Origin of the sequence: Streptomyces sp. NBC_01689, assembly GCF_036250675.1 — a bacterium.
Classification (GTDB): Bacteria; Actinomycetota; Actinomycetes; order Streptomycetales; family Streptomycetaceae; genus Streptomyces.
Map to the genome: position 1 here is coordinate 8,721,778 of NZ_CP109592.1, position 16,275 is coordinate 8,738,052.

Annotated in this window: 17 protein-coding genes; 13 read left to right on the top strand and 4 right to left on the bottom strand. The window is 71.2% G+C overall.

Annotation, left to right across the window (positions count from 1 at the left end):
- Positions 1-175: 175 nt before the first annotated feature.
- On the top strand, positions 176-832 hold the full coding sequence (locus tag OG776_RS37400) for a response regulator transcription factor (RefSeq protein ID WP_148008355.1): 657 nt from the start codon (positions 176-178) through the stop codon (positions 830-832).
- 113 nt (positions 833-945) lie between these two features.
- The gene (locus OG776_RS37405; RefSeq protein ID WP_443077310.1) at positions 946-1,065 is read left to right on the top strand and encodes an ATP-binding protein; all 120 of its coding nucleotides are present in this window, start codon (positions 946-948) and stop codon (positions 1,063-1,065) included.
- 34 nt (positions 1,066-1,099) lie between these two features.
- Here OG776_RS37405 and OG776_RS37410 read toward each other — a convergent pair whose 3' ends face one another.
- On the bottom strand, positions 1,100-2,305 hold the full coding sequence (locus OG776_RS37410) for a sensor histidine kinase (RefSeq protein ID WP_329326597.1): 1,206 nt from the start codon (positions 2,303-2,305) through the stop codon (positions 1,100-1,102).
- An 898-nt stretch (positions 2,306-3,203) separates the two neighbouring features.
- On the opposite strand from OG776_RS37410, the gene OG776_RS37415 reads away from it, so the two are divergent.
- On the top strand, positions 3,204-4,313 hold the full coding sequence (locus OG776_RS37415; protein WP_329323311.1) for a VanZ family protein: 1,110 nt from the start codon (positions 3,204-3,206) through the stop codon (positions 4,311-4,313).
- 192 nt (positions 4,314-4,505) lie between these two features.
- Here the strand turns inward: OG776_RS37415 and OG776_RS37420 are convergent, their stop codons facing one another.
- Entirely contained in the window at positions 4,506-4,883 is a 378-nt protein-coding gene (locus OG776_RS37420) for a MerR family DNA-binding transcriptional regulator (protein WP_148008359.1), read from the bottom strand.
- 75 nt (positions 4,884-4,958) lie between these two features.
- Between OG776_RS37420 and OG776_RS37425 the strand changes: the two genes are divergently transcribed.
- On the top strand, positions 4,959-5,687 hold the full coding sequence (locus OG776_RS37425) for an SDR family oxidoreductase (RefSeq protein WP_329323312.1): 729 nt from the start codon (positions 4,959-4,961) through the stop codon (positions 5,685-5,687).
- 529 nt (positions 5,688-6,216) lie between these two features.
- Here OG776_RS37425 and OG776_RS37430 read toward each other — a convergent pair.
- Entirely contained in the window at positions 6,217-7,143 is a 927-nt protein-coding gene (locus OG776_RS37430) for a LysR family transcriptional regulator (RefSeq protein WP_187285545.1), read from the bottom strand.
- 137 nt (positions 7,144-7,280) lie between these two features.
- Between OG776_RS37430 and OG776_RS42545 the strand changes: the two genes are divergently transcribed.
- The 5 genes from OG776_RS42545 to OG776_RS37450 all read left to right on the top strand — a co-directional run bounded on the left by OG776_RS42545 (position 7,281) and on the right by OG776_RS37450 (position 11,654).
- Positions 7,281-7,364 (top strand): putative leader peptide, encoded by an 84-nt coding sequence (locus OG776_RS42545; RefSeq protein WP_351633613.1) that lies wholly within the window; start codon positions 7,281-7,283, stop codon positions 7,362-7,364.
- A 176-nt stretch (positions 7,365-7,540) separates the two neighbouring features.
- Positions 7,541-8,665 carry a dimethylsulfone monooxygenase SfnG gene (gene sfnG / locus OG776_RS37435; RefSeq protein ID WP_329323313.1) on the top strand — a complete coding sequence of 375 codons (1,125 nt, stop codon included), beginning with the start codon at positions 7,541-7,543 and terminating at the stop codon, positions 8,663-8,665.
- Positions 8,666-8,700: 35 nt separating this feature from the next.
- Positions 8,701-9,255 (top strand): NADPH-dependent FMN reductase, encoded by a 555-nt coding sequence (ssuE, locus tag OG776_RS37440; RefSeq protein WP_329323314.1) that lies wholly within the window; start codon positions 8,701-8,703, stop codon positions 9,253-9,255.
- Positions 9,256-9,324: 69 nt separating this feature from the next.
- Complete coding sequence (locus OG776_RS37445; RefSeq protein ID WP_329323809.1) at positions 9,325-10,497, top strand: SfnB family sulfur acquisition oxidoreductase; 1,173 nt, start codon at positions 9,325-9,327, stop codon at positions 10,495-10,497.
- A 14-nt stretch (positions 10,498-10,511) separates the two neighbouring features.
- Positions 10,512-11,654, top strand: a complete 1,143-nt coding sequence (locus OG776_RS37450) for an LLM class flavin-dependent oxidoreductase (RefSeq protein ID WP_329323315.1) — start codon at positions 10,512-10,514, stop codon at positions 11,652-11,654.
- Positions 11,655-12,043: 389 nt separating this feature from the next.
- Here the strand turns inward: OG776_RS37450 and OG776_RS37455 are convergent, their stop codons facing one another.
- Positions 12,044-13,105 carry an acyl-CoA dehydrogenase family protein gene (locus OG776_RS37455; RefSeq protein ID WP_148008365.1) on the bottom strand — a complete coding sequence of 354 codons (1,062 nt, stop codon included), beginning with the start codon at positions 13,103-13,105 and terminating at the stop codon, positions 12,044-12,046.
- Between the two features lie 105 nt (positions 13,106-13,210).
- On the opposite strand from OG776_RS37455, the gene OG776_RS37460 reads away from it, so the two are divergent.
- The 4 genes from OG776_RS37460 to OG776_RS37475 all read left to right on the top strand — a co-directional run bounded on the left by OG776_RS37460 (position 13,211) and on the right by OG776_RS37475 (position 16,258).
- Positions 13,211-13,558 (top strand): YciI family protein, encoded by a 348-nt coding sequence (locus OG776_RS37460; protein ID WP_148008366.1) that lies wholly within the window; start codon positions 13,211-13,213, stop codon positions 13,556-13,558.
- Positions 13,558-14,748, top strand: coding sequence for an RNA polymerase sigma factor (locus OG776_RS37465; protein ID WP_148008367.1), 1,191 nt, complete (start codon positions 13,558-13,560; stop codon positions 14,746-14,748). Before OG776_RS37460 ends, OG776_RS37465 begins: the two co-directional genes overlap by 1 nt.
- Before the next feature lie 160 nt (positions 14,749-14,908).
- On the top strand, positions 14,909-15,517 hold the full coding sequence (locus OG776_RS37470) for a TetR/AcrR family transcriptional regulator (protein ID WP_148008368.1): 609 nt from the start codon (positions 14,909-14,911) through the stop codon (positions 15,515-15,517).
- A 159-nt stretch (positions 15,518-15,676) separates the two neighbouring features.
- On the top strand, positions 15,677-16,258 hold the full coding sequence (locus OG776_RS37475) for a TetR/AcrR family transcriptional regulator (RefSeq protein ID WP_148008369.1): 582 nt from the start codon (positions 15,677-15,679) through the stop codon (positions 16,256-16,258).
- The last annotated feature ends 17 nt before the right edge of the window (positions 16,259-16,275 follow it).

Sequence of the window (16,275 nt, forward strand, 5' to 3'; positions counted from 1 at the left end):
TGGACGCTCCACGGAAGCCGACGCTTCGCGGAAATCCGTGTACGTCCCAGGCCGCACCGTCGTCCGGCTGGTCCGCAGGGGCGAGGGCAGGGCTTCGTGCCGTCGTCGGTGAACACGCGTACGGCGACTGCTGTCGAGCGGATTGCACGGAAACGGCTGATGGGAGAGATGCAGGGTGCGGGTGCTGGTCGTGGAGGACGAGGAACTGCTCGCGGGCGCCATAGCCGAGGGGCTGCGGCAGGAGGCGTTCGCGGTGGATGTCGTTCATGACGGTGAGGCGGCCCTGGAGCGGCTGGCGATCAACGATTACGACGTGATGGTGCTGGACCGGGACCTTCCGAAACTGCACGGTGACGAAGTGTGCCAGCGCACCGCTTCGGAGGGCGCCGAGATCAAGATTCTCATGCTGACCGTGTCGACGACGGTCGCCGAACGCGTTGCCGGTCTCCGCCTGGGAGCGGACGACTACCTGGTCAAGCCCTTCGCTTTCGCTGAGCTGGTGGCCCGTATCAGGACACTGGGCCGCCGGGCGCGGCCGTCGGCCCCGCCGGTTCTCGAGCGCGCGGGAATCCGTCTCGACCCGTACCTGCGAGAGACCTCCCGCGACGGACGCTACGTACCGTTGTCGCGGAAGGAGTTCGCGGTCCTGGAGGAACTGCTGCTGGCACGAGGCGGCCCGGTCTCGGCCGAGCAGTTGCTGGAGCGCGTGTGGGACGAGAACATCGACCCCTTCACCACGATCGTGCGGGTCACTGTCCGCAGCTTGCGGCGCAAGCTCGGCGAGCCGGGCGTTGTGGAGACCCTCAGCGGAGTGGGCTACCGCATCCGCTGAGTCCGGGGTCGTGGTGATGTCCCGGGTGTCTTCCGCGCTCAGCATCAGACGGGAAGCGCATGTCTTCGGGGCACGCCCCCACTGGACTTCACGTGCGTCTACGTCACGCCCGCTTGCAAGATGAAGACGGCCGCGGAGTGTTCCTCATCGCCTCCCTCGCCGATCGCTGGGGGATGCGCTATGAGGACGTGGGCAAGACGATCTGGGCCGAGCAGACGCTGACGGCCGCGTGACCGCAGCGTAGATCTCCGCTTGCCGGCTCCGGGCTCACGTGTCTGTCCCACCTGATTGAACGAGCCGAGTGTCTGACCCCGGCCGCTGTGCCGCGAGCCGAACCGGGGTACGGGGGCGCGCCGCTCTTCCCGGTCCGGGATGCGAAAGGGGGAGAGTGACGGTGAGGTCCAGACCGCCCTTCGGGCGCGGGTCGGCCCTGGCCTCACCGCCGTGGGTATGGGCGATGGCCTGGACGATGGACAGGCCCAGGCCGCTTCCCTTGGCGGAATCGACGCGGTCGGTGAGTCGGCGGAAGGGCTGGAAGAGAGTGGGCACCTCGCTCGGAGCGATGGACGGCCCTGTGTTGGTGACGACCAGCACTGCCGCGTCGGGCCCGAGGCGGGTGGTGACGTGGACGGTGCCGCCGTGGTGGTTGTAGCGGATGGCGTTGTCGACGAGATTCCGCGTGAGCTGTTCCAGCAGGGTCGGGTCCCCTTGCAGTGGTGCGGCATCGAGATCGCTGGACACGGTGATACCGGCTTCCCGGGCCGATTCCGCGGCGTGGGCGAGGACCGTCTCGGCCAGGCGGCCGAGGTCGGTGGGCAGGCACTCCATGGTGCCGCTGTCCGAACGGGCGAGCGCGAGGAGGGCATCGATGAGGCGTTCGTGACGAGCGTTGACCTTGAGCAGGTTCTCACCGAGGTTACGCAGGGATTCCGTGGCGTCACGGCGGTTCATGGCCACTTCGACGAGGGTGCGGTTGAGCGCGAGGGGTGTCTTGAGCTCGTGCGCGGCATTGGCGACGAACCGCCCCTGTCCGGCGAACGACTCGTCGAGCCGTTCCAGCATGCGGTCGAAGGAATCCGCGAGAGTCTTCACCTCGCCGGGCGGGGCGGAGAGAGCGATGCGCTGGTGCAGGGTGCGCCCAGCCACCTGTTCCGCAGTACGCGTGATCTCGTTGAGCGGCCGAAGGAGCCGTCCCGACACGCACCAACCGGCCGCTGTCGCCGCTATCCCGACGCTAATGACGATCACCGACCCCCACCTGAGCAGCCACCACACGTCACCGTGCAGGAGAACCGGATCAACGGCGCGGTCCTCGTTCAGAAGTGCTTTCAGCGCAGCTCTGTGCTCCGGTGATACCACGGGATAGAGCCTCGACGCGGCCTCGGGCGAAACCGCCGGTTGGTCCCAGTGCAGATAGCGGACGACAAGCAGAGCGGTGGCCGCGAGTACGGCCGAGCCGGCGAGGAAGAACATGAGGCCGAAGACAGCAGTCAGCCGCAGACGCAGGCTGCCGCGCCGAGCGGCCGTCCAGAGGCCGGGGGAGGTCATCCCTCGCCGGCTCCGGCGCCATCGACTACCGCGGATCCGATGGTTCGTGGCCACCCGCGACGCTTCGCCGCCGCCACGGACGGACATCAGCCGGTTCGGGCATGCCGAACGCAGGAAGCAGGCCGAGACGAACTTCCGCACCGCGATCCCAGGACGCGTCCCGTCCACTTTCCTCCACTCACCGATGTCGTTGTGCCTCAGTATCCGGATCGGATGTGAGCCGGAGGTGAGCGTTCGGAGCCGGGGGCTGTGCACCGGTCTCCTGCCGGACACCGGCAACGGCGTCATGGACCCACCAGTTCGCAAGAACGCTATCTCCGGGCTACGGGAAAGTGAGGAACGAGCGCGGTGACGCCGCTCACGCGCCTGATTCCCCGGATACGCGTGCCCGAACTGCCTGCGGTGTCCGCGACGGGTGGCGGGCCGGGTCCGCTGATCCGTCCCGGACTCCGGTGTCGAATTGCGGTGGTGACCGCCGTCGCCGGTATCGCCTGGACGCGGGGGCCTTCAGCGAGGAGCGGTGATTCCGCATGTGCGGTGGGACCTGCCCGGGGACGTGCCGTCGTCTCCGCGCGGGCTCGGTGGGTCGACGGGGGCGGCGAGTCCTGTACGTCGGCATGCCGCCTCCCTGCGAACTGATGCCTCCCGTCACCCGGCCCCGGGTCGATGCGTGAGCGGAATGTGAGGTTTTCGGCTCACCACCCGCTCACCGTCGTCCTGCTCAGATAGCGAGCGTCCCACGGCACCTCTGAAAGGCAGCCAGTTGCTCCACCTCGTTTTTGGGAGACATATTCCATATGTCTCATTTGTTGCCTTCTTCTCCATGGCCGTGTTCACCACTCTCGGATCTCTGCTGCGCCGGCGCTCGGACCGTCCATGGATCTATGCGGCCTGGGCCGCCTCCACCGCAGCCACGTTGCTTCTGACGCTGTGGGTCAAGACGGGTGCTACCGGCGAGATGAGCTGCATCGTCAGCCGGGACCTGTGGGAACCCCTGCGGGTGACCCAGGGACGCATGAACATCCTCATGTTCGTGCCCATAGGATTCTTCGGTGTGCTCGCCGTCAGGCGCATGGTCCCGGCGCTGGCTGCACCTGTCCTCCTCAGCTGCGGTGTGGAGGGCCTTCAGGCCCTCGTGCCGGGAATCGGGCGCTACTGCGACACGAGCGACTTGGTCGCCAACGTCCTGGGGGCCGCCTCGGGCGTCGTCCTCGGGGCGTTCTCGATGCGCGCTCTCGCCGGATCACCGCCTTCATGGGGTCTGTGGCGCCTGCGGCACATGATCGTGATGGGGGCGGCATGCACGGGGACCGTCTGTCTGATGGCTTCCGTCGTGGACCTTCGTGTCGTCGATCATGCCGAGCCGACGAGAGCGGGGTCCGCCGAGCAGCGCGCGGCTCTCACCCGGGTCGTCCAGGAGGCGTTGGGGGACGAGTTCCGGATCACCGACGTCCTGGACTGGACTCCCTGCGGGGTGGACGGCGTCGACGAAGAGATCTGGACCGCCCTGCAACCGGCTGGCCAGGCCGAGATGTCCTGGCCGGACCAGAACATGGTTCACATCGACCTGCCGGGACGGATCACGTCCCTCACCACGCCACCGAGCGGTTACCCCATCGCGGGAGCGAGTGAGCCAGTAAGCTCCGCCGCCGCTGCGCGCCGCGTTGCCGGCATCTATGTGTCGCGCCGCTTTCGCGCCGGGACCGACACGACGCGCCCGCGGGTGGAGGAGCCGGAATCGGAGTCTGCGGAGACGTGGACGGTGGTCTATCCCTACCGAGCCGTCGGCATGCCGGCCATCAGGTCGCTGAGGGTGGGGCTGAACCGTGCCGGGCGCTTGCGCGATATCCGCCTGTCCGGCACGTCTGCGGGAGATGGACCCGCCGTCCGAGTCGACAAGGAGAAATCGCGGGAAGGCCGCACCTGCGGGTGAAGTGTGAAGAGCAGACGTGGACAACCGCGTTCGGGCCGCCGTCTCCGGGGGAGACCAAACCGACGTTCACGGCCGGAACGCCGCCGCCCGAGCCGGCTGGAGGGACGCGGTCACCGGCTCTGACGGCACGATGTCCCCACCTCAGTGGTACCCCGGCCGCAGATCGCTGCTACGACGTCCGACCAGCCTCGCCTACGGGTGCGTGTCCGTGATCGCGATGACTTCGTCGAGGCGGTCCAGGGTGGTCTGCAGGTCGTCGACCTTGGCCTGGATGCGGTCGCGCTCAGCGCGCAGCATGGCCCGTTGCTCGGCGTCGGTGTGCCCGGAGTTCCAGCACGGAAGGAGTTCCGCGATCCTTCGGCTGGTCAGGCCGGCGGCGAACATCTGCTGGAAGAAGCGAACCAGGGTAGCGGCGTCCTGCCGGTAGAGGCGCTGGCCGGATGGACTGCGCTCCGAGATGAGCAGCCCCTGCTGCTCGTAGTAGCGCACGGCGCGTGTCGAGACACCGGCGGCCCGCGCCACCTCGCCGATACGGACGAGCCGGTCGGCCGCGGTCTCCGTGACGGTCATGGTGATACCCCTCACCCCGGTTCTGACGGCCAGCACTTGCCTTTGACGTTAACGTCAGGTTTTAGCCTACCGGACATGGATATCAACAACTCGGTTGCCCTTGTCACCGGAGCCAATCGTGGTCTGGGCCGCGCCTTCGCCCAGTGCCTGCTCGAACGGGGCGCTCACAAGGTATACGCGACGGCCCGCCGACCGGAGTCCGTGGAGCTGCCCGGGGTTGAGGTGCTGTCCCTCGACATCGCCGATCCCGCATCCGTGCGGGCCGCCGCCGAGGCAGCCCCGGACATCTCAGTGCTCGTCAACAACGCGGGGATCCAGACGGGGACTGACCTGGTGACCGGTTCGCTGGACGCGGTGCGGCACGAGATGGAGACCAATGTGTTCGGCCACCTGGGAATGATCCGGGAGTTCTCGCCGGCGCTCGCCAGGAACGGCGGGGGCGCGATCGTCAACGTCCTCTCCGCCATGTCATGGTTCGGGGGCAGGGGTGCAGGTGCCTACCACCTGAGCAAGGCTGCCGCGTGGGCCATGACCAACGGAGTCCGTCTGGAGCTCGCCGAGCAGGGCACGCTCGTCACGGCGGTGCACCTCGGTCTGGCCGACACCGACATGGCCGCGGGCTGGCCCGTGGACAAGATCGCGCCGTCGGACCTGGCCGCCGCGGCGCTCGACGGCGTCGAGGCCGGCTCCGCCGAGGTCTTGGCCGACCAGTGGAGTCGGGACGTCAAGTCCCGGCTGCCGCTGACGCCGGATGAGTTCAACGCCGCGATGGACCGTGCCCTGGCGGCGCTGACGGCGGCCTGAGGGGTCTCTCGGGCCGAGCTGACCTCGAACGGCAGGTTCGCCATGGCGCCCGCGTGGTCGGTGCCGTCGGGAATCCGACGGCAACGGCCCCGGCGACCACGCCGGCGCCTGTTCCGTCATGCCGCCGGGGGAGCTGACGGCGGCGAGCGTGCTGGCGAAGGACGCGTCGGGCCGGGCGCGGAGCACCGCAGGTCAGATGATGTGTGAGCCCTTGTCAGCCCGCTGGCGTCCCCTCAGCAGCCACTATGCCGCACCGCACGAGATCGAGTAAGGAATGGGGGCGGGGTGTGGTCGGGTGGCGGCCTCGGGGATCGGGCGGGGTTCGGGTTGACGGTGGCGCGGCGCGCCGGTCGACGCGCTGGATGCCCGGGGCCCCCGGTGGCCTTTCAGGCACCCTTGCGGACGCCTGCTGGAGTGGCGAGTGGGTGCGGGGACGAAGGCGCTCACGCGCCTTCGTCCCGTTTCCTCCTCCGCATGCTCCGTGTGGAATGGGCCCGGATGGCCTTCCTGGGTGCCGTGCTCAGCCGGCTCAGGCTGTCGTCGTCAGGCTGCCGCCGAGCTCCGCGGATCTGCGCACGAACGCGTCGTGCAGGTCGCCCGCAGCGCGGGGGACGGACTCGGCCCTGCGGCGCCGGAGCATCAGCAGGACACGGGTGGCGTCGTCGGTGAGCGGCCGGTACGTGAGGGCCCCGCACCGCTCCAGGGGGTCGCCGATGACACTGAAGTCGGGCAGCAGCGTGGCGCCGAGACCCTCGGCGACCATGAGCTTGCCCATCTCGGCACCGTCCGTCGAGTACGAGAGGGCCGGTTCTCGGCCTTCCAGGAACCGGTGCAGGTAGCGGTGCATGACATAGCCGGAGCGCATCGCGATCAGGGGCTCACGCCCGTCGAGAAGGTCGTCCGGGGCCACGGTGGGCGAAGCGGCCAGCGGGCTGTCCGGGCGGACGCACACGACCGGTCGGCCGCGCAGCAGCTCCGTCGTCTCGAAGTCGGCGGGCATGTCGTCGCCGTCCAGGTGGTTCACCAGACCGAGATCGAGACCGCCCTCCGCGAGGGCCCGGTGGATCTCCGACTGCTGGGCACCGACCACTTCGACCTGGGTCTGCGGGTGCGTCGCGCGAAAGCCCCGGACGACCGGGATGAGCAGCGGCACCGTCGCCGCGTTCACCGTGCCGACCCGGACCATCCGGCTGATGCGGTGCTGCTCGCCCGCCGCGCCGCGCAGCCGGTCGACCGCGTCCAGCACGTTGATGATGTGCGGCAGCAGTTCGCGGCCCTCGGCGCTCATCCGGGCCCCGGACCGCTTGCGCTCCAGCAGGTCGACCCCGAGCTCCCGCTCCAGGTTCCGGACGGTCTCGCTCAGCGCGGGCTGTGAGAGGTGCAGTTCCTCGGCAGCCCGGCGCAGCGAGCCGAGCCGGGTCACCGCCGCGATGTACTCCAGTTGTTCCGTGCGCACCGCAGCAGCATGCGGCCGCCGCCACGGTCGGTTCAAGGGCTGCCCTGTCACGCCTTCGTGAAATTCGCCGGTCCGGGATGCGAGACCGGCCCGCCGTTCCTTGACGGTCCCGACCGGTGGCTGCCACGATCGGCCACATGAAGAAGCGACCGGACCTCACGCGACGACGCCACGTCGATCTCGCGCGTGTCTCCAGCGCCTTCTGTTGTCGCGAAGCCTGACGGTCCCGACGGTAGGGTCCCCTTCGCACAGGCCGCCCGCCCGCAGGTGAACTTCCCCCGCGGGGCGCGCCGCTGCCTTCGCCGCTCCCTGCCGCATGCCGTTCTCCGCCCGCGTTCCCCGTGACACGCCGGGCCTGCACGCGTCGTGCCCTCTCTTCGTACACCGGGAGTTCTCCGTGTCCGCAACCGAACCCGTCCGTTTCGCCTACTGGGTCCCCAACGTCAGCGGTGGCCTGGTCACCAGCACCGTCGAGCAGCGCACCGACTGGGGCTACGACTACAACCGCGAACTGGCCGTCCTCGCCGAGAACAACGGCTTCGACTACGCGCTCAGCCAGGTCCGCTACATGGCGAGCTACGGCGCCGAGTTCCAGCACGAATCGACCAGTTTCAGCCTCGCCCTGCTGCTCGCCACCCGCCGGCTGAAGGTCATCGCCGCCGTCCACCCGGGCCTGTGGCACCCGGGTGTGCTGGCCAAACTCGGCGCCACCGCCGACCACCTCTCGAACGGCCGGTTCGCCGTCAACGTGGTCAGCGGCTGGTTCAAGGGAGAGTTCACCGCGCTCGGTGAACCCTGGCTGGAGCACGACGAGCGCTACCGCCGCTCGGAGGAGTTCATCGAGGCCCTGCGCCGGATCTGGACCGAGGACCACGCCGAACTCGCCGGTGACTTCTACCGGTTGCGCGACTTCACCCTGAAGCCCAAGCCCCTCAACACCCCCGAGCGCCCGCACCCGGAGATCTTCCAGGGCGGCAACTCCACCGCGGCCCGAGCCATGGCGGGCCGGGTCTCCGACTGGTACTTCTCCAACGGCAAGGACTTCGACGGAGTCGTCGAACAGATCGCGGACGTAAGGGCGTCGGCGGAACAGGCCGGGCGCCGGCCACCCCGGTTCGGCCTCAACGGCTTCCTGATCGCCCGTGACACCGAGGCCGAGGCCCGCGACACCCTGCGCGAGATCGTCGCCCGGGCCGACACCGAGGCCGTGGAAGGGTTCGGAGCCGCGGTGAAGCAGGCCGGACAGTCCACCGCCGACGGCAAGGGCATGTGGCAGGACTCCCGTTTCGAGGACCTGATCCAGTACAACGACGGCTTCCGTACCGGGCTGATCGGCACCCCGGAGCAGATCGCCGAACGGATCGTCGTCTACAAGCGGCTCGGCGTGGACCTTCTCCTCCTCGGCTTTCTGCACTACCACGAGGAGGTCGAGTACTTCGGCCGCCGTGTGCTGCCCCTCGTGCGCGAGTTGGAGGCCGAACAGCCCGACGGCGAGCCCGGGCCCGTCCCCGCGCACGTCTGACACCCCTCCCGACCGCCGCTCACGAAAGAGGGCCCATGGCCACCGTCCTGTCCGTCTCAGGAAGTCCCTCCGTCTCCTCACGCACCGCGAAACTCCTGCGCCACCTGGACGCCCGGCTGGCCGCCCAGGGGCACCGGGTGATCCCGCTCGACGTCCGCACGATCCCCGCGGAGGCCCTGCTCGGCGCGGACTTCCGGCACCCCGCCGTCATCGAGGCGACCGAGCTCTTCGCCCGCGCCGACGGCGTGGTCATCGGCACCCCCGTCTACAAGGCCGCCTACTCCGGCGTCCTCAAAGCACTCCTCGACCTGCTCCCGCAGTACGCGCTCACCGGCAAGACCGTGCTGCCGCTCGTCACCGGAGGCAGCACCGCGCACGTCCTCGCCCTCGACTACGCCCTGCGGCCGGTGCTCAACTCCATGGGCGCCGCGCACATCGTCCAGGGCTGGTTCACCCTGGACAAGGACATCACCACCGGGGAGGACGGCGGCGTCACCCTGGCACTCGGCACCGCCGAGGCACTGGCCCAGGTGGTCGACCAGTTCTCGGCGGCCCTGGGCCGCACTCCGCTGCTGGCCGCGGCGGGCTGAGCCGTGACCGCGCAGACGACGCCCGAGGACACGGCCGGCCGCGGGACAGCCGCCCGTCCGCCCGCCGAGGTGATCGCCGACGACGCCGGGGCTCTGGCCGTCGCCGCCGCGCTCGCCGCGGAGTTCCGCGCCGGAGCCTCCGCACGCGACGCCGAACGGCGCCTGCCACGAGCAGAGTTGGACCGGCTCTCGGCGTCCGGACTGCTCGCCGTCACCGTGCCCGCCCCGTACGGCGGGGCGGATGTCCGGCAGGAGACCCTCGCGGAGATCTTCCGGCTGCTGGCGTCGGCCGACGCCAGCCTCGCCCAGATCCCGCAGAACCACTTCGTGTACGTCAATGTGATACGTCGTCAGGGCACGCCGGAACAGCGGGCGTTCTTCTTCGGGGAGGTACTGGCGGGACGGCGGTTCGGCAACGCCCAGTCGGAGGCGGGCACCCGGCACGTCCAGGACATCCGCACCCGTCTGGACCCCCGGCCCGACGGCTCGTACCTTCTGACCGGCGTCAAGCACTACTCCACGGGCGCGCTCTTCGCCGACTGGATCCCCGTCCTGGCCCGCGCCGAGGACGACAACCTGCACGTCGCCTATGTGCCCCGGGACGCCGAGGGGGTCAGGGTCGTCGACGACTGGGACGGCATGGGGCAGCGCACGACGGCGAGCGGCACCGTCCACCTGGACGCCGTCGCCGTGCCCGCCGACCGGGTCGTCCCGCACCACCTCACCTTCCAGGGGCCCCAGCTCCACGGCGCCGTGGCCCAGTTGCTGCACGCCGCCATCGACGCGGGGATCGCGGCCGGCGCCTTCGCCGAGGCCGCCGAATTCGTCCGTACCAAGAGCCGGCCGTGGTTCGAGAGCGGTGCGGAGACCGCGGCCGAGGACCCGCTGCTCGTCCAGCACTTCGGTGAACTCGCCCTTCGGATAAGGGCGTCGGAGGCATTGCTCGGCGCCGCCGCCCGCGCGGTCGACGCGGCCCGCGACGACCTCACCGAGGACTCGGCGGCCGAGGCGTCGATCGCCGTGGCGGCCGCGAAGGTGCACACCTCCGCCACCGCCGTGGAGGTGGCGGGCGCCCTCTTCGAACTGGCCGGGACCCGGTCGGCACTCGACTCCCTCAACCTGCACCGCCACTGGCGCGACGCCCGCACCCACACCCTGCACGACCCGGCCCGCTGGAAGATCCAGCACATCGGCCGGTACGCGCTCAACGGCACCAAGCCACCCCGGCACGGCCTGCTCTGAACGGAGACCCCCGCGTGTCCCTCACCTGCCACTGGTTTCTGCCCACCAACGGAGACAGCCGGCATGTCGTCGGCGGCGGCCACGGCACCCCGGCCACCGGCTCCGGCCGTGACCGGCCGCCCACGGTCGCCTATCTGAGCCAGATCGCCCGCGCCGCCGAGGACCTCGGCTTCGTCGGCGCGCTCACACCCACGGGCGCCTGGTGCGAGGACGCCTGGCTGACCACCGCGATGGTCAGCCAGAACACCGAGCGTTTGAAGTTCCTGGTCGCGTTCCGGCCCGGCTTCGTCTCGCCCACGCTCGCCGCACAGATGGCGTCCACCTTCCAGCGGCAGACCGGCGGCCGGCTGCTGCTCAACGTGGTCACCGGCGGCGAGAGCCACGAACAGCGCGCCTACGGCGACTTCCTCGACAAGGACGCCCGCTACCGCCGTACCGGCGAGTTCCTGCGGATCGTCCGGGACCTGTGGGACGGCAAGACCGTCGACCTGACGGGTGAGCATCTGCGGGTCGAGGACGCCCGGCTGGCCCAGGTCCCCGACCCGGTGCCCGAGATCTACTTCGGCGGGTCCTCGCCGGTCGCGGGCGAGGTCGCCGCCCGGCACGCCGACGTCTACCTCACCTGGGGGGAACCACCGGCCCAGGTGGCCGAGAAGATCGCCTGGGCCCGCCGCCTCGCGGAGCCCGAGGGGCGGACCCTCCGCTTCGGCATCCGGCTGCACGTCATCACCCGTGACACCTCCGAACAGGCCTGGGCGGAGGCCGGCCGGCTCCTCGACGGCTTCGACCCGGAGACCGTGAAGTCCGTGCAGGCCGGGCTCGCGCGCAGCGAGTCGGAGGGACAACGCCGTATGCGCGCACTCCACGGAGGCAGCCGCGAGAGCCTGGAGGTCCACCCCAACCTGTGGGCCGGCATCGGGCTGGTCCGCGGCGGTGCGGGCACCGCCCTGGTCGGCAGCCACGAGGAGGTCGCCGAGCGGGTCGCCGAGTACCACGCCCTCGGCATCGACGAGTTCGTCCTCTCCGGCTACCCCCACCTGGAGGAGGCCTACTGGTTCGGCGAGAACGTCCTGCCCCGCCTCGCCGCGCGCGGCCTCTGGCACCACCCGTTCGAGACGTCACCGGTGCCCGCGGCCCAGGTGCCCTTCACGAGCTGAACGCGCGGCTCCGCCGGGGCCGCGGCGTGATGCCTGAGTGTTCCGACGGACTCCGCGGGGCCGGGCACCCACGAAGCGGGGGGATGCATGGAGCCGGGTATCCATGGATCCGTCGATCCGGTGGCCAGGGCGTGACGGCGGGCCGGGGTGCGGCGCCCGCCCGGACCCCGCGCGCCCACGGCACCAGGCCGGACCCGGGCTGTCGGTCCGACCCGTCCCCGGTCCGGCCGAGTGCGTCGGTCGGTTCGGGCGGGGCGGCCCGAACACGTGCGCCGGTCCGACCCGGTACGTCGGTCGGTCCCGTACTGCTGGTCGGCCCGTGGGCACAGGGTCACCCCGTCACCGGGCCGCCCCTCTCACCGGGCCGAACCCGCCACCCGGCCGATCCATCACGCCGCCGACCCCGTCGCACCCAGCGCCCCGAGGTGTGCCGTGCGGACCGTCGCCGTCTGGCCCTGGACGAGCAGGAACATTCCCTCCCGGGCCAGTCGCTGCGCGGGGCTGTGCAGATCCATGGCACGGCCGCCCCCGGCCACGACCGCCGCGGTCGTGGCCGCCCGCATCACGTCGTAGGCCTGTGTCTTGGCCGCCAGCCGCTCGTCGATCCGCTCGCCCGGCACGGGATGATCGGCCAGGGCGTACGCCTGCCTCCGCACCTCGTCGAGACGGGCGCGCAGGGCCCGCGCGGTCTCCGTCGCGGGCGGATCCGTGTCCAGCAGGTCGAGGGCCGCGGCCGCGACGCCGAAGACCGCGGGTGAGGCGTTGGTGTTCTTGGGGCGGTCGCCCGCCGCCCAGATCTCGTAGGGCGTCCGCAGGGCCACCGAGTCGTCGGGCAGCCACAGTCCGTCCAGGTCCAGGGAGACCGTCCGGGCGGCCGTCAGCGCGGCGAGCCGCATCGGCGGCGAGGGCCGCAGACCGGGCTGTTCGCGCGCCTCGGTGAACGCGAACAGCGCCTCCCCGGCGTCCGTGATCCCCGCCAGCAGCATCATGTCGTTGAGCCCCCAGCCGGTGTACCAAGGCACCCTTCCGTCGAAGCGCCAGCCGCCCCGCTCGCGGGTGACCCGTACCGGGACGCGTGGATGGGCGCGCAACTGGGCGTAGGCGACGCCGGACAGCAGTTCTCCGCGCGCCAGCGGACCCAACAGCCGCTCCCGCAGCGGGGAATCCGACCGGGCCAGGGTCAGGACCGGGGTGTGGTGCTGGGCCTGGACGAACCAGGTCGAGCAGCAGGCCCCGGCCAGGATCTCCGCGGTCTCGCGGACGACCGCGGCGGGCGCGGCGGATCCGCCGTAGGCGACCGGGGCGCTCACCCCGAGCAGTCCCGACCGCTTGACCGCTTCGATGGAACTCGCCGGGACGCCCTCCCGGTCGACGCGCTCCGCGCGCGGCGCGAGCACCTCGGACGCCAGCCGTCCGGCCCGGGAGACGAGCGGGTGCGATGGGGCGGTCATCGAAAGAATCTCCCTCGGTCGTCGTGGCGTGTGTCGATCCCGGGCTCTCCCGTTCGTGTAGTCAGTGAAGACCATCCGGAGCGAGAGCCACCCGAGGAGCACACCATGAAGTACTACCTGCTGAGCGTGATGCAGCCGCAGGGAGAGCCGCCCGCGCCCGAGGTGCTGGAGGAGATCACGCGTCGTCTCGACGTCCTCCACGCGGACCTGCGGGAGGCCGGGGCCTGGGTCTTCGCCGGGGGACTGCACGGGCCCGAGTCGGCCACGGTGGTCCGGGCCGAGGCCGGGGACGTACTGATCACGGACGGCCCCTACGCCGAGAGCAAGGAGTACCTGGGCGGGATCTGCCTGATCAAGGCGCCCGACCTGGACGCGGCCCTCGAGTGGGGCCGCAGGGCGACCCTGGCGACGACGCTCCCCATCGAGGTGCGGCCCTTCATGGGCGAGGCCTGATGCCCCTGGACGTCGAGGGGGTCTTCCGCGCCGAATACGGTCGCGCGGTCGCCGTCCTCGTCCGCTTCCTGGGCGACATCGACCTCGCCGAGGAAGCGGTCCAGGACGCCTTCACCACCGCCCTGCGGACCTGGCCGCGCTCCGGCACCCCGCCGAGCCCGGCCGGCTGGATCATCACCACCGCCCGCAACCGCGCGATCGACCGGCTGCGCCGCGAATCTACCCGCGAGTCCCGCCACGCCGAGGCCGAGCGGCTCCACGCGCGGGAGGGACCGGACGAGGAGGGCCCCGTGCGCGACGACCGGCTCCGGCTGATCTTCACCTGCTGTCACCCGGCACTCGCCGTCCCGGCCCAGGTCGCCCTCACGCTGCGGCTCCTCGGCGGTCTGACCACCGCACAGATCGCCCGCGCCTTCCTGGTCCCCGAGCCGACCATGGCCCAGCGGATCGTCCGCGCCAAGGCCAAGATCCGCGACGCCCGCATCCCCTACCGCATCCCGCGCGACGCGGACCTCCCGGACCGGGTCAGGGGTGTGCTGGCCGTCGTCTACCTCGTCTTCAACGAGGGATACGCGGGGCGGGAGGACCTCTGCGCCGAGGCCGTCCGCCTGGGCCGGCTGCTGGCCGGGCTGATGCCGGACGAGCCCGAGACCCTCGGGCTGCTCGCGCTGATGCTCCTCGTCGAGTCCCGCCGGCCCGCCCGCACCGCACCGGACGGCACGCTGATCCCGCTCCCGGACCAGGACCGCTCCCGGTGGGACCGTGACCTGATCGCGGAGGGGCAGGACCTGGTACGCCGCTGTCTGCGCCGCGGCCGGCCCGGCCCGTACCAGATCCAGGCCGCCGTCAACGCCGTCCACAGCGACGCCCCGACCGCGGCCGACACCGACTGGAGCCAGATCCTCCGGCTCTACGACCAGCTGACGGAACTCGCCCCGAGCCCCGTGGTCGCCCTCAACCGGGCCGTCGCCGTCGCCGAGACGGAAGGCCCCGGACCGGCGCTCGCCCTGGTCGACGTGCTCGGCCTCCGCGGCTATCCCGCCTTCCACGCCGTACGAGCCGATCTACTGCGCCGCCTCGGCCGGACCGCCGAGGCCGTACGGGCGTACGAGGCGGCCGCCGCGCTGTCCACCAGCCCGGCGGAGCGTGCCCACCTCGAACGGAACCGGGCAGCGCTCGGCGGCGGTTGACGGGAGGACGGCCGGCGATCGTGGGGGTGCGCGGACGTGGCACGGTAGACGACATGGCACGGTAGAAGGGGGCTGGCGAGTTCAGGATCGGCCGCCCCGGACGGCGGATGCGCGCGGCTCCGGACCACCGGCGTCTGATTCGGGGTCCGGACAAGAGGGAGTGGACGTGAAGCTCACCGCCAAGGGGACGGCCACGCGTGGACGGATCATCGAGGGTGCGGCCGCCGAGATGCGGGAGCGGGGCGTCGCCGTCACGACCCTGGACGACGTGCGCGCCCGGACCGGTACCAGCAAGAGCCAGCTGTTCCACTATTTCCCCGGCGGCAAGGAAGAACTGCTGCTCGCGGTGGCGCGCTTCGAGGCCGACCAGGTGCTGGCCGACCAGCGGCCCGAACTGGGGGACCTCACGTCGTGGGGCGCCTGGCAGGCCTGGCGCGACACCGTGGTGGCCCGGTATCGCGGGCAGGGGCAGACGTGCCCGCTCAACATGCTGATGTCGCAGCTGGGACGCAGCACCCCGGGTGCCCAGGCGGTCGTCGCCGAACTGCTGGGGAAGTGGCAGGGCGAGATCGCGGACGGCGTCCGGGCGATGCAACGCCAGGGGGAGATCGGCCCCGGCGTGGACGCGGACCGCTCGGCGGCCGCGCTGCTGGCGGGGATCCAGGGCGGTGTCGTGGTGCTGCTCTCGACCGGACGGACGACCCATCTGGAGGCGGCCCTCGACCTGGGCATCCAGCAGTTGCGCGACAGCGCGTCGCGGCAGGGGTGAGTCGGCCCCGGGCGGCTCCGGACGCACCTCCGGCGGGGCGGGGCGGATGAGAGGGCGGGCGGACACGGTGAAGCTCCGGTCCGTCGACGGCGCCGGAACCGACGCTGACCGACCGACCGATTCTTTGGCGTTCGTTCCAGAAGCGTGTACGGTGCTCCCATGGCACGTACCCGAGAGTTCGACACGGACGCCGTGGTGGCGTCCGCGATGGAGGCGTTTCGGCGCACCGGATACGAGGGCACCTCGATGCGGGACCTGTCCGAGGCGACGGGGCTCGGGAGCGGCTCGCTCTACGCAGCCTTCGGCAGCAAGGAGGGTCTGTATCTGGCCGCCCTCGACCTCTATCGCCGGAGCTACGCGGTACCGCTGACCGAACTGCTCCGCTCCGGCGGCGACCCCCGCGAGGTGATTCGCGAGGTGTTCGTGGGCGCGGTGGACGAGATCGCCCGCGACGGCAGCCGGCTGGCGTGTCTGATCGTGGCCGGGGCGATGGAGCGGGCCCGTGACGACGCACGGGTGGGCCGGCGGCTCCGCTCCACGACCCGGACGCTGGAGCTCGCGCTCTTCGACGTGATCGCCGAGGGGCAGTCGCGCGGCCGGATCCCGTCCGGGCGCGCCGCCGAGGACCTCGCCGCCTTCCTGGTGACGAGCCTGCAGGGGCTGCGGGTCATGGGCGCGATCGACTCCGACCGTGCCGCCCTGATGCGGTCCGCCGAGGTCGCGCTGAGCTGCCTGGACTGAACGGGTCCGGCACGCGG